20 protein-coding genes are annotated in these 18736 nt (G+C 39.7%); 16 read left to right on the top strand and 4 right to left on the bottom strand.

The annotated features are described in order from the left end of the window. Positions 1–240: 240 nt before the first annotated feature. Complete coding sequence (locus J7E63_RS12535) at positions 241–465, top strand: hypothetical protein (RefSeq protein WP_215012617.1); 225 nt, start codon at positions 241–243, stop codon at positions 463–465. A gap of 60 nt (positions 466–525) precedes the next feature. Here the strand turns inward: J7E63_RS12535 and J7E63_RS12530 are convergent, their stop codons facing one another. Continuing rightward, complete coding sequence (locus J7E63_RS12530) at positions 526–756, bottom strand: YczF family membrane protein (RefSeq protein ID WP_168243242.1); 231 nt, start codon at positions 754–756, stop codon at positions 526–528. 205 nt (positions 757–961) lie between these two features. Here J7E63_RS12530 and J7E63_RS12525 point away from each other — a divergent pair, with 205 nt between their 5' ends. Genes J7E63_RS12525 through J7E63_RS12510 form a run of 4 tightly spaced genes read left to right on the top strand, consistent with a single transcriptional unit; the run spans position 962 to position 6037 of the window. Then, positions 962–2548, top strand: a complete 1587-nt coding sequence (locus tag J7E63_RS12525; RefSeq protein ID WP_215012939.1) for a spore germination protein — start codon at positions 962–964, stop codon at positions 2546–2548. After that, positions 2545–3762 carry a Ger(x)C family spore germination protein gene (locus J7E63_RS12520; RefSeq protein ID WP_215012615.1) on the top strand — a complete coding sequence of 406 codons (1218 nt, stop codon included), beginning with the start codon at positions 2545–2547 and terminating at the stop codon, positions 3760–3762. The genes J7E63_RS12525 and J7E63_RS12520 overlap by 4 nt, the downstream gene beginning before the upstream one ends. A 26-nt stretch (positions 3763–3788) precedes the next feature. After that, on the top strand, positions 3789–4895 hold the full coding sequence (locus tag J7E63_RS12515; RefSeq protein ID WP_215012614.1) for a GerAB/ArcD/ProY family transporter: 1107 nt from the start codon (positions 3789–3791) through the stop codon (positions 4893–4895). Positions 4896–4930: 35 nt separating this feature from the next. Further along, complete coding sequence (locus J7E63_RS12510; protein WP_215012612.1) at positions 4931–6037, top strand: GerAB/ArcD/ProY family transporter; 1107 nt, start codon at positions 4931–4933, stop codon at positions 6035–6037. Between the two features lie 25 nt (positions 6038–6062). Here the strand turns inward: J7E63_RS12510 and J7E63_RS12505 are convergent, their stop codons facing one another. The 3 genes from J7E63_RS12505 to J7E63_RS12495 form a co-directional block, all read right to left on the bottom strand. After that, complete coding sequence (locus J7E63_RS12505) at positions 6063–7733, bottom strand: PAS domain S-box protein (protein WP_215012610.1); 1671 nt, start codon at positions 7731–7733, stop codon at positions 6063–6065. Positions 7734–7961: 228 nt separating this feature from the next. Next, entirely contained in the window at positions 7962–8465 is a 504-nt protein-coding gene (locus tag J7E63_RS12500; RefSeq protein ID WP_215012608.1) for a GNAT family N-acetyltransferase, read from the bottom strand. Positions 8466–8654: 189 nt separating this feature from the next. After that, positions 8655–8807, bottom strand: coding sequence for a YpzG family protein (locus J7E63_RS12495; protein ID WP_215012606.1), 153 nt, complete (start codon positions 8805–8807; stop codon positions 8655–8657). A gap of 253 nt (positions 8808–9060) precedes the next feature. Here J7E63_RS12495 and J7E63_RS12490 point away from each other — a divergent pair, with 253 nt between their 5' ends. From J7E63_RS12490 to J7E63_RS12440, 11 genes are all read left to right on the top strand, one after another. Continuing rightward, positions 9061–9204: a DUF3147 family protein gene (locus tag J7E63_RS12490; RefSeq protein WP_215012604.1), complete on the top strand. Its 144-nt coding sequence runs from the start codon at positions 9061–9063 to the stop codon at positions 9202–9204. Positions 9205–9477: 273 nt separating this feature from the next. Then, entirely contained in the window at positions 9478–10656 is a 1179-nt protein-coding gene (locus J7E63_RS12485) for an acyl-CoA dehydrogenase family protein (RefSeq protein ID WP_088086948.1), read from the top strand. 52 nt (positions 10657–10708) lie between these two features. Next, positions 10709–11473 (top strand): beta-ketoacyl-ACP reductase, encoded by a 765-nt coding sequence (locus J7E63_RS12480; RefSeq protein ID WP_215012602.1) that lies wholly within the window; start codon positions 10709–10711, stop codon positions 11471–11473. 20 nt (positions 11474–11493) lie between these two features. After that, complete coding sequence (locus J7E63_RS12475) at positions 11494–11943, top strand: MaoC family dehydratase N-terminal domain-containing protein (RefSeq protein ID WP_215012600.1); 450 nt, start codon at positions 11494–11496, stop codon at positions 11941–11943. Then, positions 11940–12341, top strand: coding sequence for a MaoC family dehydratase (locus J7E63_RS12470; protein ID WP_215012598.1), 402 nt, complete (start codon positions 11940–11942; stop codon positions 12339–12341). The genes J7E63_RS12475 and J7E63_RS12470 overlap by 4 nt, the downstream gene beginning before the upstream one ends. 243 nt (positions 12342–12584) lie before the next feature. Further along, complete coding sequence (locus J7E63_RS12465) at positions 12585–13358, top strand: SDR family oxidoreductase (protein ID WP_215012596.1); 774 nt, start codon at positions 12585–12587, stop codon at positions 13356–13358. A 382-nt stretch (positions 13359–13740) separates the two neighbouring features. Then, positions 13741–14001, top strand: coding sequence for an MBL fold metallo-hydrolase (locus tag J7E63_RS12460; RefSeq protein ID WP_215012594.1), 261 nt, complete (start codon positions 13741–13743; stop codon positions 13999–14001). Further along, the gene (locus tag J7E63_RS12455) at positions 13982–14680 is read left to right on the top strand and encodes an MBL fold metallo-hydrolase (protein WP_251033511.1); all 699 of its coding nucleotides are present in this window, start codon (positions 13982–13984) and stop codon (positions 14678–14680) included. Before J7E63_RS12460 ends, J7E63_RS12455 begins: the two co-directional genes overlap by 20 nt. 165 nt (positions 14681–14845) lie before the next feature. Continuing rightward, positions 14846–15739, top strand: a complete 894-nt coding sequence (locus J7E63_RS12450; protein ID WP_215012589.1) for a R2-like ligand-binding oxidase — start codon at positions 14846–14848, stop codon at positions 15737–15739. Between the two features lie 155 nt (positions 15740–15894). Beyond that, positions 15895–17418 (top strand): aldehyde dehydrogenase family protein, encoded by a 1524-nt coding sequence (locus J7E63_RS12445; RefSeq protein WP_215012587.1) that lies wholly within the window; start codon positions 15895–15897, stop codon positions 17416–17418. 19 nt (positions 17419–17437) lie between these two features. After that, positions 17438–18646 carry an iron-containing alcohol dehydrogenase gene (locus J7E63_RS12440; RefSeq protein WP_215012585.1) on the top strand — a complete coding sequence of 403 codons (1209 nt, stop codon included), beginning with the start codon at positions 17438–17440 and terminating at the stop codon, positions 18644–18646. The last annotated feature ends 90 nt before the right edge of the window (positions 18647–18736 follow it).

Genomic DNA, 18736 nt, shown 5'->3' with positions numbered 1-18736 from the left:
AGCCAAAAAGATAAAAAATGCCTCTGGTGATGAAAACCAGAGGCATTTTTCATATCTTCACTTCTGGACTCTTGACCCAAATGCTACATTTATTACCAAAATATCTACAATTTGCTAAATATTTGTTAAAATAAGAATTAGAGATATGGTAAGGAGGAAAACTTAGGTTTGACCCTTGGTAGTACTTCTTTGTTGTTTTTGGAATAGAATTAATGATCCATTGGGAAAGGGGTCCTTAAAATGTGGTTTTGGATTACTATTTCTGCTTTATGTTTCGTCCTATTGCTGATTGTAGAGGAATTCATCTACTATTTTTGGAACCGTTATGTGTATGGTGCAAATTATGATAGAAAGAGGAGATGGTGGAGTAGACTGTCTGTTGCAGTTGTTATATTTAAACGGTTGTTTCATAAAAGAGAAAAAGAAAGATCGAATACTAATTCAGATAAGGGCTTGCCATTATAAGGTAAGCTCTTATCTTTTTTATATTTCCAAGAAATATGAAACCCTTCTTATTTTTACGTTTTAGTTAGATGAATTCCCTTTTTTCTTATTTAAATATGCACCGAAGGAATCAATGACGAAAAACAATATAAATAATAAAACAATGATATATTCAGCTGCCTCCATTACCCTAAAAGGGTTAATGGCCTTCCAAATAATTCCTGAAATACTTACGCCCATCAAAAGATCCAACGAAATAATTAGTATTAAGCTGCCAACCGCCAGCAGGGTCGTTACAAACAATATTTTCAACCTCACCACACCCTTAGGAATTATCTTGTTTTTATTGTTCTTTTCTAAGCTGTTCCTTATTCTAACCTGTATATTTTAATTATGGTTGTATAAAAACCACTTTCAATGGGATAAAGTGATATACCTTGGGCAATATATCCAGTATTGGGAGAAAAGTGTTCAAATAATTTTTAAGGAGGCCGGTATTGTGTCGATTTTGTCTAAGATGCTTAAAAATAAACAAAAAAAGAGACAGGATGATAATTATAGGCAAAAACAAGATCCGCAAAAACCGGAGGACTTGCCGATTTTAAGAGACTATCAAGAGAATATATCTCGTCTAAAAGAGGAAGTTGGCAATAGTACAGACATTAATGTTCGCGAGTTTAAGATTGGTGCATATAAAGGTGCTCTTGTTTATGTTGACGGATTGGCTAGTGTTATCGCAATAGCCGACTATATTTTAGAAACAGTTATGGAGACAGAAGTACCCGAAGTACCAGTCGATATATTTCAATTCATGTTGGATAAAACAATGGCACTAGGAAGTGTCAAGACCATTGAGAATTGGAACCAAGTATATGATTCATTGTTCTCAGGAGATACGGTCATCTTTTTACAGGGATGCAATAAAGCTATCAGTGGTGAAACAAAAGGATGGGAAAGGCGTTCGATTACGGAGCCTACCACACAATTATCAATTCGAGGTCCAAAAGATTCGTTTACGGAAACACTCCGTACGAATACGGCTTTAATTCGCCGCCGTATAAAAAGTCCAAATTTACGGGTGGATTCCATGAAACTAGGGTCTGTTTCCCAAACTGATATCGCCATTATGTATTTGGAAGGAATTGCCAATGAAAAAATTGTTGGAGAGGTCAAAGAAAGGCTTCAACGAATCAATATCGATTCCATCCTTGCTTCTGGATATATAGAGCAATTGATTGAAGATCAAACTTGGACAACATTTCCAACCACATATCACTCAGAAAGGCCAGATGTCGTGACATCACATTTACTAGAAGGGAGAATTGCCATAGTAGTCGATGGGACTCCGTTTGTTGTTACAGTTCCAGCTATTTTTATTCAATTTTTCCAAGCACCGGATGATTACTATTCACGATTTGACATATCAACAGGAGTTCGATTGTTAAGAATTTTAGCATTTCTTATCGCAGTTATTGGACCTTCTGTTTATATTGCTGCGACCACCTTTCATCAAGAGATGATCCCGACGACGATGGCGATTGCTATTGCCGCTCAACGGGAGAATGTTCCCTTTCCTGCTTTTGTTGAGGCATTAATCATGGAGGTTACATTTGAAATTTTAAGGGAGGCGGGGCTTAGGCTTCCAAGGGCTGTTGGTCAGGCCGTATCCATTGTCGGGGCCCTCGTAATTGGTCAGGCAGCCGTACAGGCTGGTTTCGTCTCTCCTGTAATGGTTATTGTCGTTTCAATTACTGCAATCGCAAATTTTTCCACACCCGTATTTGCTATGGCGATTGCGGCAAGATTAGTCCGCTTTGTCCTGATGGGATTAGCAACAATGTTGGGCTTTTATGGAATCATGTTAGGGCTGATGTTCATGTCACTTCATTTATGTTCGCTGCGCTCGTTTGGAATTCCATACATGATGCCGCTCGCACCTTTCAACATCCATAATCAACAAGACGCATTTGTTCGCTTTCCAGTCTGGGCTATGAAAAATAGACCGATGTTTATTAGCAAAGGCAATATGAAGAGGACAGGAGATCATCAAAAGCCTGGTCCACCTAAACCAACAGAAAATCAACCTAAAAATGGTGAAGAATGATGAAAAAATGGTTCATTATTATTTTGATCTTAATCATGTCTCTGCCGATACTGAGTGCTTGCTGGAATCAGAAAGAGTTAACTGATTTGGCCTTTGTGATGGCACTTGGTATTGATAAAGGAGAGGACGAATTGTACCATGTTTCGTTTCAGTTGGTTAACCCCGGGAACGTTACAGCTGGGCAAGGTGGAGGAGGAGGCCAGGGGCTGCCGATAGCCGTTTATAAAAGCACTGGTAGAACCATTACTGAAGCATCTAGAAATGCAACTAAAAAGGTTTCGCGCCGTTTATATTATGCGCACACAAATGTAGTCGTTGTTAGTGAAGAAGTGGCAAGTGATAGAACTCTAATGCTTAATATGTTAGATGCCTTTGCAAGGGATCCTGAGTTTAGAACAACTACAGAGTTCGTTATCGCAAGAGATTCGACGGCAGAGGAGATTGTCACTACTCTGACTATTCTCGATAAACTGCCTGTTACCCTGATTACAAAAGAAATCGAATCTACTGAAGCTATGAAAGGAGAAAATATAAGTATAAATATAGATGATATCATTGATGGAATTGTCGGCAGTGGGAAAGAGCCTATTGCAAACGGTTATCGACTAATTGGTATGAAAGAAGAAGCCAATAAAGCAGCTAATTTACAAAAAACAACAACCGATGCTTACCTCTCAGCTGATGGCTTAGCGGTTATTAAAGACGGTGAATTGATCGGTTGGATTGAAAGTAACAAGGCACGTGGAGTGATCTGGGTCTTGGATAAAGCGAAGAGCACAGATATAACTCTTAATTGGAAAGGGAAAAAAAATGCCATTAGTATGGTGCCTATTAGGTCAAAAACCAAAGTTTCAACTATCGTTAAAAATGGAAAACCTGTAATAAATATTAAAATTGAGAATGAGGGCTGGATTAGTGAAGCGAATATAGCAATTGAATTGATGGATCCAAAAACAATTGGAAAAATTGAAAAGTTAGTTGAAAAAGAGATTAAAAAGGAAATACAGTCTTCAGTAAAGGAAGCCCAGAAACTAAAATGCGATATATTCGGGTTTGGTGATGGTGTTCATAAAGCTAACCCTGAATTATGGAAGAAGCTAAAGGGGAATTGGAACGATTATTTTGCAGACCTGGAAGTGAATGTTAAGGTAGATTCTTACGTGCGGCGTGAAGGGGTTCGGACAAATCCTTTTTGGTCAGATATTAATAAATAACCCTTAAAAAGGGGGGACAAAAGTAAATGGAAAAGGCAAAAATAAGTGGCTACCAATTGTTCGTGCTGATTGTTTTGTTCGAAATGGGTAGCGCGATTCTTCTTGGTCTCGGATCAGAAGTGAAACAGGACGCCTGGATAGCTATATTGTTCGGTTTAGCTGGGGGAATCATTGTCTTTTTTATTTATTACCGCTTATATATGTACTATCCTGACCTGCCCTTAACTAGTTATCTTCAAAAAATTTTAGGAAAATGGCTTGGCCGGTTTATTGGGGTATTATATATTGTCTATTTTATTTATCTTGCATCAAGGGTATTGCGAGATTTTGGAGAGTTATTAACCACAACGATTTATAATAGCACTCCGCTATTTGTTGTCAATACCTTAATGATCATTACTATTATCTATGGGATCCATAAGGGGTTTGAAGTTTTAGCCCGAGTTGGAGAAATTTACTTTGGAGTTATCTACCTGACGGCGATTTTAGGCATGCTGCTAATTACCTTTTCGGGTTTAATTCATTTGAGTAATCTAACCCCGATCTTAGAGCATGGATTGAAACCTGTTATTAAAACATTTTTAACCACAACCATCACCTTTCCCTTTGGGGAAATGGTGGTCTTTACGATGCTGCTCCCATTTTTAAATGATAAAAAGAAGGCTAAAATAGTTTGTTTGGGTGGGATGATATTAGCGGGTATAAATATTACAATAACTGCTGTAATAAATATTTCTGTTTTGGGGGTGGATCTCTTTCATCGGTCCACTTTCCCCTTATTAAGCACAGTAGCAAGAATCCAAATTGCCGATTTTATCGAACGTTTAGATGTATTATTTATGCTCTATTTAATCATTGGAGGTTTCTTTAAAATTGCCATTTATTATTATGCTGCAGTGGCCGGGGCTGCTGATATCTTTCAATTTAAAAACCAACGTAAGCTGGGGTTTCCAATTGGAATGATCGTTTTATTTTCATCAATAACGATTGCATCTAATATTGCAGAATTTATAAAGGAGGGGCTCCTTGTTGTGCCGATTTATTTGTCTTGGCCTTTTCAAATATTCATCCCCTGTATCTTACTAATCATTGCTTTTTTTCTTAATAGGAAGAAACAAACTAGCTCCGCTTAAATAAATAACCCTTTTTAAGGGGGGATCAATCGTATATGGAAAAGGCGAAAATAAGTGCAACCCAATTGTTCGTCCTGGTCGTTTTGTTTGAAATGGGAAGTGCTATTCTTGTTGGGATTGCATCAGATGCAAAACAGGATGCTTGGATAGCCATTTTGTTCGGTTTAACTGGCGGTATCATGATCTTTTTTATTTATTACAAATTATATATGTACTATCCTGACCTTCCCTTAACGAGTTATGTTCAAGAAATAACTGGAAAATGGCTTGGACGGTTGATTGGGTTCTTATATATTGTCTATTTTATGTATCTTGCAGCAAGGGTATTGCGAGATTTTGGCGAGTTATTAACAACGACAATTTATAATAGTACTCCGTTATTTGTTATCAATACCTTGATGATCATTACTATTATCTATGGGATTCATAAGGGGTTTGAAGTAATAGCCCGAGTTGGCGAAATTTACTTTGGGGTTGTTTACCTGACTGCGATATTAGGAATGCTGTTAATTACCTTTTCTGGCTTAATTCATTTGGGAAATTTAAAACCGATTTTAGAGAATGGGTTGAAACCGGTAATAAAGACATTTTTAACCCAAACCATCAACTTTCCTTTTGGAGAAATGGTTGTCTTTACAATGCTGCTCCCGTTTGTAAATGATAAAAAGAAGGTTAAAATAGTCTGTTTAAGTGGCATGATATTAAGCGGAATAAATATTACCATTACAGTAATAGTAAATATTTCAGTATTAGGGGTAAATCTCTTTAGTCAATCCACTTTCCCACTATTAACGACCGTAGGGAAAATTCAAATTGCCGATTTTATCGAACGTCTCGATGTCTTGTTTATGCTCTATCTAATCATTGGAGGTTTTTTTAAGATTGCGATCTACTATTATGCTGCAGTTGCTGGTGCCGCTGATATCTTTCAATTAAAAAACCAACGAAAGCTCGGGTTCCCACTCGGAATTATCGTCTTATTTGCATCCGTTACGATTGCATCTAATTATTCGGAACATATAAAGGAAGGGCTGGTTGTTGTACCCACTTATTTACATTGGCCCTTTCAAATTATCATTCCTTCCATGTTATTAATTATTGCTTTTTTCCGAAATCGGAAGAAAAAGAAAAGCCCGTCGTAGTGGACGGGCTAATCACTTATTCATTTTACACTCCTTCAGGAATCGAGCGCTGGTTGTTTTTAGGGTCTTTTTGCTTGATCGGTAATGAAATTTGAACAGATGTCCCTTGATTTTTCTGACTATCAAAATGGATATTGCCTTGATGGGATTGAACAATCTTGAAACTAACCGTTAAACCTAACCCAGTCCCTTTTTCTTTAGAAGAGTAGAAGGGTTCGCCAATTTTCTCTAATCTTTCTTTAGAAATACCGCAGCCATTGTCTTTAATGGAAATTAACACATGACTATTTTCTATTTGCTCTAGAATAATGGAAACTTTTCCGCCATTTTGGCTTGCTTCAATCGAATTTTTAATCAAATTGATAAACAATTGCTTGAGTTGATTTGGTTCGCATTCAATCCATATGTCGTTTTCTGGAAAAAGAGATTCAATTTGAACATTATATAAACTGGCTTCGGTGTTTAATAATGATATGACGTCCATTAATAGCTTCTGAAGATCTGCTTTGGTATATTTTAAAAGCTGAGGCTTTGCCAATAACAAAAGCTCACCAACAATGTCATTGATACGATTTAATTCGTCGAGCATAATTTGATAAAAAAATTGATGCTTCTCATCTTCCATTTGTAAAAGTTGGACAAATCCTTTTAATGACGTCAGCGGATTCCGAATTTCATGGGCAACGCTGGCAGATAATTCACCAACGATTGATAGCTTTTCTGTCCTGCGAAGACGTTCTTCTGCATCCCTTAAGGTGGTCACATCACTGCCATAGCCAATAATTCCAGCGATATTTCCATTAATAATGATCGGAAGGGAAGTACATTGTAAGATAATCCGATTCCCGTTTGCATGTGGTATATACAGCTCATACATGACCGGTTTTATTTCTTCCACAACAGTGGAAATGAACTTTGGAAGATATCGTTTATACCTTTTCGGTAATAATTGTTTTACATTTTTCCCAATCGCTTCTTCCCGTTTGAAGCCTGTAATGACATCATACTGTGGGTTTAAGTTGGTAATAGTTCCGCCTAAATCCATCATATAAACAATATCTGGACTATATTCAAATAATGACTTATATTGTTGCTGACTCTCTGCTAATTTTAATGCCATTTCCTTTTTTTCGGTAATATCACGTCCAATGATAACCAAACCTTGTCGACTGCCATCTTCGTGAAATAGTGGTACTTTAATGGTGTCAAATATTTTTACTGATCCATCTGGAACAGGAAGGACTTCCTCTATTCGAGTGATTTCTCGATTATTCCAAGCTTCTTCATCAGAAGTTTCACAAAATCTGAGAGCATCACCGTAAAAGTCTGTATACTCGGCTAATTCCGAATCCTTTTTCCCCCGATAATCCACATTCTCAAGCTGGAACAATTGTAAACCAAATTCATTTGCTTCAATCCATCTGCCCTCGCCGTCTTTAAAGTTAACAAAATCAACCATTGAATTGATTAAAGTAGATAGACGTTTCTGATCTTCCTGGGAAACATCTAACTCCTCTTTTTTACTAATGAAGAAATAAATGAACCCTCCAGTCATGGCAACATAAAAGATCTCTTTTGACCTTAACACCAGCTCAATAAGTGAAGAAGGCACATATTGTTCGATTACATAATTGGACCCATATATCCAAATAATACTTGTAAAAAAGTAGAGGATGATGATCTTTATTTTATTCATGGAAATCTCCAGTTCTCTTCAAGGAATAAAGTTTATTAAAAACAAGGAGTAGTGAGTATTTATTACTCCTTAGTCTATAGTACTAGATAATCCATTATTTTGGAATAATGCAACGCTTGAAATATTAATAACTATAAAAACTTTTGCTACATTATTATCTGATTGCCTACATGGAAAAGGCTTATGGAGTGTATTCCATAAGCTATCTGTTCTTCGATTTCAAGATTTTTAGAAGAGTCTTTTTCCAAGGATAATTAAATCACGTTCAATGCCATCGAGCTCAGCCACATTCGGAAGCTGTGCCCATTTTTCAAATCCAAAACTTGAGAAAAGTTTAATGCTAGGTTCATTATGACCAAAAATAAAACCTAGTAAGGTTTTGATTTGTAGACTTGGACAGGCATCCATGGCTTTTTGGATTAAATATTTACCAAGTTTCCTGCCTCGAAAATCGGGATGAATATAGATACTAATTTCTGCAGTCGCATTATAGGCAGGCCTGCCGTAAAAAGATTGGAAACTAACCCATGCGCAAATTACTCCTTGATTTTCTACAACCCATAATGGACGAAAGGTTGATGAATGTTCGTTAAACCATTGAACTCTGTTTTCTACTGATATTGGTTCAAGATCGGCTGTAACCATCCTACTTGCTATGGTTGTATTGTATATATCAACAATTACAGGCAAATCACACATATCGGCATCTCTAATCGTAAAGTCATCAAACATGTCATGCACCACTCCTGTTTTTATTCCTAATAGATTTTATGATATCTTTTGGAACAAACATTATCAATATTGAAATAACAAATTACTTAGAAAAAGAAAAACCTTTTCTCGAAATTGCTATTCGAGAAAAGGTCATTTCTAATGACAGTAATTGTTTATGCTGCCATTACTCGTTTCTTTTCCTAAGCCTTACCAACGGTGGGCCTTGGCATTGCTCCTTAAGATGATCGTGTTATGCGTCACTTGAGTTTGCCCATTCACTTGTGAATTTTGACGTTTTGGACGCGTCGTATGTTGGTGAAAGAGCTCTGAGTGCGGATCTAAATGGTCTTTATAACTCATCTAAAATCACCTCATCAAAGGATTTGAAACGACGATATTCTAATGAATATCACCATTATCTTTTGTAAAATGACAGGAAAATAGTCATCAAACTTGAATTTAATGAGAAATCTCTTCAAAAACGTTAATAAAACGTTGACATGGCATAGTCATAGAAATGAGTTAAAATGAATACATCGAATTATTGTGATTCAATTCACAAAGAAAATTATTTTTAACAGCATGTCAAAACAATAAAAGAGGCGAATTTAAAATGGTTAGTTTATTACTTGGCGGACTGCTTCTTCGATTCCTATTGGGAGGTCTAGCTGTAGTTGCCTGTACTGTCGTAGCAAAGAAGTTAGGGGAGAAAGCCGGTGGAATATTTGTGCATTTCCTGCTTTTAGTATCATTCTAGGTCTCCTATTTTGGCTTGGAAGTTCACTTACTATTTCCACCTTGAGAGAGCGGGCAGCATGAAAAGTAGTTAGTCATGTATATAGTTAACAAAAAATTCTTTGGCGCCATAGCTAGAGAATTTTTTTTAGGAAAATATTAACTTGTATTATCTGAAAGTTCGGAATAAAATAAAGGTAACATACCAACCGGTAGGTATGCCTACAAACGGTTCAGCATATTATATTTTAACGGCATTAAATTTGATGTTAAGAATAAGAATGGAGTGAATGGTATGTATTTACGATTGACTGATGAACAAAAAATGGTACAAAAAACAATTAGAAGATTCGTAGAAAAAGAACTTATTCCCCTTGAAAACGATGTACTCCGCAATGAACGAGAAGGTAAACCGAGTCTACCTGCAAGTAAACTAAAAGAGCTGCAACTTAAAGCGAAGGAAGCTGGTTTTTGGGGAATTAACACTCCAGAGGAATATGGTGGTGCAGATCTTGGTCAAATGATGATGGCAATTGTGTTAATGGAAGTGTCAAAAACCTTTGTCCCATTCCAGTTCGGCGGTGGTGCAGATAATATTCTTTACTATGGTAATGAAGAACAAAAGAAAAAATACTTACTTCCGACGATTAATGGCGAGAAAAAGTCTTGTTTTGCAATGACCGAGCCAGGTGCTGGTTCTGATACCAGAAATATTAAAATGACAGCAGTGAAAGACGGCAGTGAATGGGTTCTAAATGGTGAAAAAACATTTATTACTGGAGGAAACGAAGCGGACTTCGTTATGGCGATAGCGATTACCGATAAGGAACGACATCAATCAACACAAGGCCGCGAAGGGGTTACATGCTTTATTGTCGATCGCGATATGGGCTGGAAATCAGAATATATCCATACAATGGGAGAATGGGGTCCAGCCGGCTTAGTTTTTGATAATGTCCGTGTTCCGGAGGAAAATATCCTGGGTGAATTACACAAGGGCTATAATCTTGGTCTCGAGTGGATTGGGTTTGCACGCTGGGTTGTTGGGGCAAGAGCAGTCGGTGCCGCTGAACGCTTGCTGCAAATGGCGATTGATTATGCCAAGGAACGGGTCACATTTGGGAAACCGATTGCTGAAAGACAAGCAATCCAATGGCAAATCGCAGATTCTGCGGTTGAAATTGAAGCGGCAAGATGGCTAGTCTTGAACGCTGCCTTTACTCTAGATCATGGGGAAGATAATCGACACGTAGCATCGATGGCAAAATTATATGGTGCAAATATGGGCAACAATGTCGTCGACCGTGTCCTTCAAATTCACGGGGGGATGGGGTATACAAGAGAATTACCAATAGAGCGCTGGTATCGTGAAGCAAGACTATGGAGAATTTACGATGGCACAGACGAAATCCAACGAATGATTATCGCACGTAACCTGATTAAAGGTCATGTGAAGATCGGTCAATACGTGTAATAAATTAATGTAAGCGCAATCTAAAAATTTATTAAACTCAGGAGGAATAGAAATGGCAGGCAGATTCACGGGAAAAGTTGCTTTTGTTACGGGTGGAAGCCGTGGAATCGGCAAAGGGATTGTCGAGCTTTTTGCACAAGAAGGAGCAAAGGTAGCTTTAATAGATTTGAACGAAGAGGCGTTAAGTGAAACAACCAGTGAATTAAAAGAAAAAGGTTATGACGTTTATTCAAAAGTTGCAAACGTCGTTGATGCCGAGCAGGTTGAAGATGCCATGAAAGAGGTTTATGAGAAATTTGGCTCCGTAGATATCCTCGTGAATAATGCCGGGGTAATCCGCGATAATCTATTTTTTAAAATGACCGATTCAGATTGGCAGACCGTTATGGATGTGCACTTAAAAGGATCATTCAATGCGGCCCGCGCTGCTCAAAAATATATGGTCGAAAATAAATATGGGCGTATCATCAATATTTCTTCGACATCAGCACTTGGAAATCGCGGTCAAGCTAATTATGCGGCGGCAAAGGCCGGCTTGCAGGGCTTTACAAAAACACTCGCAATTGAGTTGGGAAGATATGGGATTACAGCAAACTCAGTGGCGCCTGGATTTATTGAAACGGAGATGACGAAGGAAACCGCTGCCAGAATGGGCATTCCATTTGAGCAATTAATTCAAGCGAGTGTGGCACATATTCCAGTCGGTAGAAGTGGCAAGCCAGAAGACATTGCCAATACAGTTGCCTTCTTTGCTGATGAAAAATCGTCTTTCGTGAATGGCCAAGTAATTTATGTTGCCGGCGGACCAAAATGTTAATTAGGTGAGGTGAAGATGAATTGTTTAAAGACCAGATAGGCAAACAATCAAACAAGGTTAAAAATGAAGTTGAAAGAGGAGCCGTCAAAAAATTTGCGGAGGCGATTGGTGACCTTCATCCCATTTATTTTGATGAAGAAACTGGAAGAAATTCAAGAAACAAAGCCAACATTGCACCTCCTACCTTTCCAAGAACTTTTGATTATGGAGTCATCGAAGGATTAAATCTTCCCAATAAAGGTTTAATCCACGGGGAACAAACATTTCATTACGAGCGGCCATTAAGGGTTGGCGAAACAATTTACTGTTATACCAAAGTAAAAAGCTACTTTGAGAAAAAAGGAAACTTTGGGGAGATGGGATTCCTGGTTGTGGAAAATTACGGTGAGGATCTATCCGGCGCTTTAATTTTTAGCTCATCCTCAACGATTGTCATCTCTGAAGCTGTGAGGAAGGTGTTGGCACGATGAGTACTCTTACTGAATTACAAGTTGGAGAATCGGTCAAAGAAATTCAATTGGAGCCTGTTTCGCGTCTTGACTTAATCAAGTATGCGGGTGCTTCAGGAGACTTTAACCCAATACACACGATTGATGATGAGGCGAAAAAAGCGGGATTACCAGGAATTATTGCTCATGGAATGTGGACAATGGGGAACCTTGCAAAGCTTTTTACTGCATATTATGAAGAAGGCTTCGTACAGGATTACTCGATCCGTTTTAAAGGAATGGTATTTTTGAATGATGTAATTACGCTGAAAGCGACTCTGAAAGAGAATGAGGAACAAAATCTGCGCTTTACGGTCCAAGCAGTCAATCAACAAGGAAATGAAGTATTAAAAGGTGAGGTAGTCTATAGACAATATTAATTTCATGAAGTTTATTTAGACCCGGCACCAAGAAGAAAAAAACCTTCTTGCTGCTGGGTTTATTGTTATTAAGTTGGATGTTGAATATTATGAAAATTTTGATATTATATGAAATATCTACATACTAACTGGTTAGTATTTAGTGGTTGTTTATAAAATTGAGGGACGTTTAGGAAGATTTCACCGGATTCGGTGGTAACGGGCTCAATGAACAATGATGCTTAATAATAGGGGGAATGATTAATGAATGTGAAAGAGTTGTTTGATTTAACGGGAAAAGTAGCTATTGTCACAGGCGGCGGCAGGGGACTTGGCCAGCAAATAGCTGAAGGCTTTGCAGAAGCAGGTGCAAATGTAGTGGTTTGTTCAAGAAAATTGGAAGCGTGTGAGGAAGTAAGTGAAGGTTTAAAAAGACTTGGTGTGGAGAGTTTTGCCTTAAAATGTGATGTTACCAGCCCGGAAGATATCAAGAATGTCGTCGAGCGGACGATTAAACGATTTGGGAGAATTGATATTCTCGTAAATAATAGCGGCGCCTCTTGGGGAGCACCGGTCGAGGAAATGCCGCTCGAAGCTTGGAAAAAGGTCATGGATGTCAATGTTACTGGTACCTTCTTAATGTCACAGGCGGTTGGAAAAGTGATGCTCGAACAAAAATCAGGGAAAATAATTAATATTGCATCAGTGGCTGGTTTAAAGGGCAGTAATCCAAAGTATATGAATGCAATTGGCTACAACTCTAGTAAAGGGGCTGTGATTACTTTTACTAAAGATTTGGCTGTCAAATGGGGTCCAAGCGGCATTTATGTAAATGCCATCGCTCCAGGATTTTTTCCAACGAAAATGTCAAAAGGGTTGCTGGATCAGGGGGGAGAAGCAATTCTTGAAGGCACCCCATTAAGAAAATTTGGTACTGATAATGACCTTAAAGGCGTTGCCTTATTCCTAGCTGCACCAGCTTCGGACTTTGTGACGGGAGATATCGTTGTTGTCGATGGAGGGGCACATGCGATGTAGATATTGTCACCAAAATGAGATTCGCTGATTGAATTAGCAGATTCGCTGATAGAAGTATGAAAATCGCCGATTGGAACTAGAAAATCGCTGATAGAAGTATGAAATTCGCTGATTGAATACAATAATCTACTGATAGAATCCTATTTAAGGTAATAAATAGCACATAAATGAGTTTTGCCTACGGAAAAAGCAAAACTTTTCCTGAAGAATAATAATATTCAAATCCTAGGGGTGAATAGGGGGAGTGAGCCAATCTCGGAAAGCTCCCTGCAACTTAATCATATTTCTTGTGAAAAAGAAATATAGTTTTGATAGTGCTTAGGTCGTTCCTCCTGTCAAAAAGTGATAGTTAAATAATGTTTTAGTTGGGAGGGATATTAAATTGTTTAGAATAGTACCGCTTGAATTAGAAACCCATTTTGCTGAGGGAACGGTCAATGCATTTTTGGCGATTGGTGATTCAGTTACGTTAATCGACACGGGTAACCTAGGTAAAGCGTCCTTTCAACAACTCAAAAGTAAACTACAAATGCATGGCGTTACATTGAAGGATATTGATCAGATTGACCCACATCCATATCGACCATGCAGGAGCAATTCCATACCTTCAGGAAGAAAAAGATTTGCCGATCTATGTCTATGAACAGGCAAGAGGTTCCATTAATGCAGGAGTAGTCGAGTATAACCAAGTGCAGGCTTTTTTTCATCAGTTTTTAACGCGCTGCGGTGCCGACCCATTCAATCACATCATCGAACGGCCATTTAACGAGGAAAGGTGGCGGAATGTTACCTTTCTAAATGAAGGTGATGTTATCCCGTTAGGTGGGAAGGAGTTTGAAGTGGTTCACGTCCCCGGTCACAGCCAATCTGATATTTTATTATGGAACCAGGAAACTGGCGATACCTTTGCCGGCGACCATTTATTAAAGGCTTTTTCCGTGAACGCCTTCATCGAACCACCTAATCCGGGCGAGGTCAATCGTCCGAGGCCGTTAATGCAATATCGAAACTCGCTTGAAAAAGTAAGACGACTGCCGTTGGAAATGATTTACCCAGGTCACGGCGAGGCATTTAGTGATCATTTATCCTTGATCAAAACAAGATTACTAGAACAGGAAAAGCGCTGTGAACAGATTCTAGCGATTCTTGCAACCGGAGGAAAGTGTATCTATGAAATCTGCACGCAAATGTATCCACGATTGCAGGGGAATACAGTGTTCTTAGGATTATCACAAATTCAAGGCCATTTGGATTTACTTGAAGAAAGACAGCAGGTAATCTATGAGCAAAAAGGTTCGATTGTCATTTATCATTCAATTTAAAAATAGTCTGAGTCCTGTACAATCTGGCTTTCTATTAGGATTTTAAAAAAGGGAGCGGATGGTGTGAAGTTGAAAGACCCGTTAGAAACAAAGATCTTCGCATCTCCGATATCAGGCATCAGAAATTGTAATCAAACCGTAAAAGAAAAAAGGAGGAGAACATATATGGAGAAAAGAACCATATTAACAACTAGCAGTCGAGGTTTGCTTGAAGATTCTTTCCCGTACCGCTTATTCCAAAAAGCAAAACGGTTAGGAACTTGGAACCCAGCAGATATTGATTTCAGTCAGGACCAAAAGGACTGGAAAACACTAAATGCGGAACAACAAGCAGATATCTTGCGGCTCATTTCTCAATTTCAAGCTGGCGAAGAAGCGGTTACATTAGATCTTCTTCCACTGATCATGGCGATTGCGAAAGAAGGGCGCCTTGAGGAAGAAATGTTTTTAACTACCTTTTTATACGAGGAAGCAAAACATACCGAATTCTTCCGGTTAGTATTGAATGCGATCGGGGAGCGAGGGGACCTATCCCACTTTCATACCGAAACCTATCAGAAGATTTTCTATGAGATTCTCCCAACAACAATGGAACGGCTGATTTCCGACCAATCCCCAGAAGCGATCGCCGAGGCATCCGTGGTGTACAACATGTTTGTTGAAGGAGTATTAGCAGAAACCGGTTATTATTCTTTCTATCAAACATTAGAAACCGCTGGGATCATGCCAGGATTGCTTGAAGGTGTCGGTAATTTAAAAAAGGATGAGTCCAGGCATATCGGCTATGGGACATTCCTTTTGCAACGGTTAATTTGTGAACATCCACATCTCTTTGATTTTGTGGCAGCCAAGATGGGCGAGCTGACCCCATTAGCGATTAGGCTAAATCAAGAAGGCATCGCGGGAAGGGAGGTAAGTGCATTCGGCGGGGATCCTGCAGATATCATGAACTTTACCTTAAAACAACTCTCAGTCCGAATGGAAATCTTAGCACGTGCACAAGGCAAAAAAATCGAAGAGATTTATAGATACACAGATAGTGACTTAGGAGTGCTGTAATAAGAAAAGCGGAAGCGCCTTGTCCAGGGGCGACAGGCATAGGCGAGCCGGCGTGAAGGTTGCTTTTTAACCTTCAGGACGGATTGGCTTATGACCCCGAGCCCCTAGGCGCTGGAGCCAGACAAGTAAGAAATTTTAGAAAAGGAGGAATTATCATGACAGTAAAGGTTGATGTTCAAACATTTCCCCACTTTATTAACGGAAAGTGGGAGCCAGCTTCCAGTCAAGAAACGTTTGATGTATTGAACCCAGCAAATGGTGAACTTGTAGCTAGAGTAGCAAAAGGAACTACGGAAGATGTTGACCGTGCTGTACATGCGGCCCGTGAGGCATTTGATCAGGGTGACTGGAAAGACATGAAGCCAAAAGACCGAGCCAAGGTGTTAAATGCGATTTCCTATCAAATCGCCGAACATGCCGAGGAACTAGCATACTTAGAAGCGATTAGCTCAGGTGGAACAGTACGCCGAATTGGCAATAGTGATATTTTGCAAATGGTTGACTTGTTCCAAACATTGGCCAATTTTACGGTTGAGTATCCATTCTCGGAGACACTGCCAGTGCCGCCATTCCCAGGACCAGCACATAATTTTATTTGGCGTGAACCAATCGGTGTATGTGCAGCGATTACTCCTTGGAACTTGCCAATGGTGATTGCTACCTGGAAGATTGCACCGGCACTGGCGATGGGGAATACAATTGTGATCAAGCCTGCCAGCTACACGCCACTGTCCACTTTGAAGCTAGCAGAAATTATTTCAACCGTGGTCCCTCCAGGTGTAATTAACGTTGTCTCAGGTTCTGGTGCAGAAGTGGGCGAAGCTTTAGTTAACCACCCAAAGGTCGATAAAGTGGCATTCACTGGTTCGACTGAGGTTGGCAGACGAATTATGGGAATTGCTGCTGGGACGATCAAGAAAACCACACTAGAGCTAGGGGGGAAATCACCTAATATCCTTTTAGAGGATGCCGATCTTAGTATTGCTCTGCCTGGAAGTCTATTTGGAGTATTTCTCCATTCCGGTCAGCTTTGTGAATCAGGGACGCGTTTATTTGTACCAGATAAGCTGTATGACCAAGTGGTTGCAGGTTTAGTTGCTCTCACAAGTAAATTAAAGCTTGGGAATCCACTTGATCCGACCACCGATGTTGGTCCAGTAATCTCGAAAAAGCAAAAGGAAACCATCCTTTCCTATATTGAAGCAGGTAAACAAGAAGGCGCGACCCTTGTCTGTGGTGGCAAGGAAGTTAAGGTTGATGGCTGTGAGGAAGGACATTTCATCGAACCAACGATTTTTACAAATGTCACCAATGATATGAAAATTGCCCAAGAAGAAATTTTCGGCCCAGTCCTCTGTGTGATTCGTTATTCTGATCTGGACGATGCGATTCGAATGGCCAATGATACGATTTATGGCTTAGCTGCAGGAGTTTGGACACGTGATGTCAATAAAGCCTACGCAGTGGCTAGAAAACTGCAGGCGGGCGTGGTCTGGATTAATGAATGGCATATGCTCAGAAGTGATGCCCCGTTTGGCGGGTACAAACAAAGCGGAATTGGCAGAGAAATGGGACAGCATTCACTCGATGCCTATACCCAGGTAAAGCATGTCCACACATCGATGTCGCCTGAACTAGATCGACGCAATTGGTATGGAATTCTGTTTGGCAAAAACTAATGAAAAGGGGAGGATGAAAATGAAAACAACCTTATCACAGTTTATGTTACGTACGGGTATATACAGCGGTTCAAACTCAAGGGCGATGGTCCCAAGTCTTTTTGCTGGTCTGGGTGCCAAACGGGTGCTCCTTTTAAGTGATAGAGGACTAGAAGCAGCAGGAATTGTTGAAAAAGTGGCCGATATTTTTTCGCTGACAGGTCATGGCTCTGGCCCAGAACTTGTCGGTCAATTCCTTGATATCAAACAAGATGCCGAAAGCAACTGCATCAATGAAGCTGTCCGCTATGCAAGAGAAATAGGTGCAGATTCGTTAATTGCAGTTGGCGGGGGCAGTGTCCTGGATACCGTAAAAGGGGTAAAGTATGCGCTCCACAAAGGATTGACAGATATAAAAGAGGCGATCCCTGGCGGTTTGTTGTACGAGTCATTCCCAAAAGCAAATTACATGTCGATTCCCCATATTGCCATTCCGACTACCGCGGGAACCGGTTCAGAGGTATCACCGATTGCCGTTATTTTTAATGAAGAAATTCAAATGAAGACGAATATCATCAATCCGTTTATTAATGCCGATATGGCGATCTTGGATCCAGATTTAACCGTCGGACTACCACCAGTCATTACGGCATTTACTGGATTTGATGCCTTAACGCATGCCATCGAGGCGCTCGCATCACCAACCGCAACAGGTCTAACCGATGCCTATGCCCTCCATGCAATTCGCCTTATTGAAAAAAATCTACCAGTTGCCGTTGTTGATGGTTCGAACCTTGATGCCCGCATGGATTTATTGCAAGCTAGCTTAATGGGAATCACCGCTTTCAGTTTCGCCTTAAATGCGATTCCTGTTCACAATATGGCTCACGCGTACGGGGCCTTGTTCCGAATTCCACATGGCTTAGCAAATGCTGTCTTTTTACCGGTGGTCATGGAATTGGTTCCTGATTTATATCTGCCAAAGGCTGCTGAATTGGCACAAGCCTTGAACGTGGATGTAAAGGGAGATACCCCGCAAACGGCATTAGCAAAAGTGATTGGGAAAATTAAATTGCTTCAGTATAAGGTAGGATTACCGGCTGATTTCAAGCAATTCAACATTAGCGAAGAGGCACTCCAGATGGCGATTCCAGCGGTCATAAAGGACCCAGCTGCATTAAGCTTCCCAATGCCAAAAGAATTAATTGCGGCAATTGGGCAAAAGGTTGTTCCCTTGCCAGTGAAATAGATTTTTAATGTGACCCAGTCAGCGCGAAAACAAGCTGGCTGGGTCACATTAAATGCTGAATTTAGCTATACATACCAAAGGAAGAACCTA

The organism is Bacillus sp. ISL-75 (genome assembly GCF_018613095.1).
Note: the sequence above shows the minus strand (reverse complement) of the source record. Positions and strands in the feature narration are given on the sequence as shown.

Coding starts and splice junctions, on each gene's coding strand:
- J7E63_RS12450 (WP_215012589.1), top strand. CDS start 14,846: ATGGAGAAAAGAACCATATTAACAACTAGCAGTCGAGGTTTGCTTGAA.
- J7E63_RS12445 (WP_215012587.1), top strand. CDS start 15,895: ATGACAGTAAAGGTTGATGTTCAAACATTTCCCCACTTTATTAACGGA.
- J7E63_RS12510 (WP_215012612.1), top strand. CDS start 4,931: ATGGAAAAGGCGAAAATAAGTGCAACCCAATTGTTCGTCCTGGTCGTT.
- J7E63_RS12520 (WP_215012615.1), top strand. CDS start 2,545: ATGATGAAAAAATGGTTCATTATTATTTTGATCTTAATCATGTCTCTG.
- J7E63_RS12470 (WP_215012598.1), top strand. CDS start 11,940: ATGAGTACTCTTACTGAATTACAAGTTGGAGAATCGGTCAAAGAAATT.
- J7E63_RS12515 (WP_215012614.1), top strand. CDS start 3,789: ATGGAAAAGGCAAAAATAAGTGGCTACCAATTGTTCGTGCTGATTGTT.
- J7E63_RS12500 (WP_215012608.1), bottom strand. CDS start 8,465: ATGTTTGATGACTTTACGATTAGAGATGCCGATATGTGTGATTTGCCT.
- J7E63_RS12440 (WP_215012585.1), top strand. CDS start 17,438: ATGAAAACAACCTTATCACAGTTTATGTTACGTACGGGTATATACAGC.
- J7E63_RS12535 (WP_215012617.1), top strand. CDS start 241: ATGTGGTTTTGGATTACTATTTCTGCTTTATGTTTCGTCCTATTGCTG.
- J7E63_RS12465 (WP_215012596.1), top strand. CDS start 12,585: ATGAATGTGAAAGAGTTGTTTGATTTAACGGGAAAAGTAGCTATTGTC.
- J7E63_RS12525 (WP_215012939.1), top strand. CDS start 962: ATGCTTAAAAATAAACAAAAAAAGAGACAGGATGATAATTATAGGCAA.
- J7E63_RS12495 (WP_215012606.1), bottom strand. CDS start 8,807: ATGAGTTATAAAGACCATTTAGATCCGCACTCAGAGCTCTTTCACCAA.
- J7E63_RS12480 (WP_215012602.1), top strand. CDS start 10,709: ATGGCAGGCAGATTCACGGGAAAAGTTGCTTTTGTTACGGGTGGAAGC.
- J7E63_RS12485 (WP_088086948.1), top strand. CDS start 9,478: ATGTATTTACGATTGACTGATGAACAAAAAATGGTACAAAAAACAATT.
- J7E63_RS12505 (WP_215012610.1), bottom strand. CDS start 7,733: ATGAATAAAATAAAGATCATCATCCTCTACTTTTTTACAAGTATTATT.
- J7E63_RS12490 (WP_215012604.1), top strand. CDS start 9,061: ATGGTTAGTTTATTACTTGGCGGACTGCTTCTTCGATTCCTATTGGGA.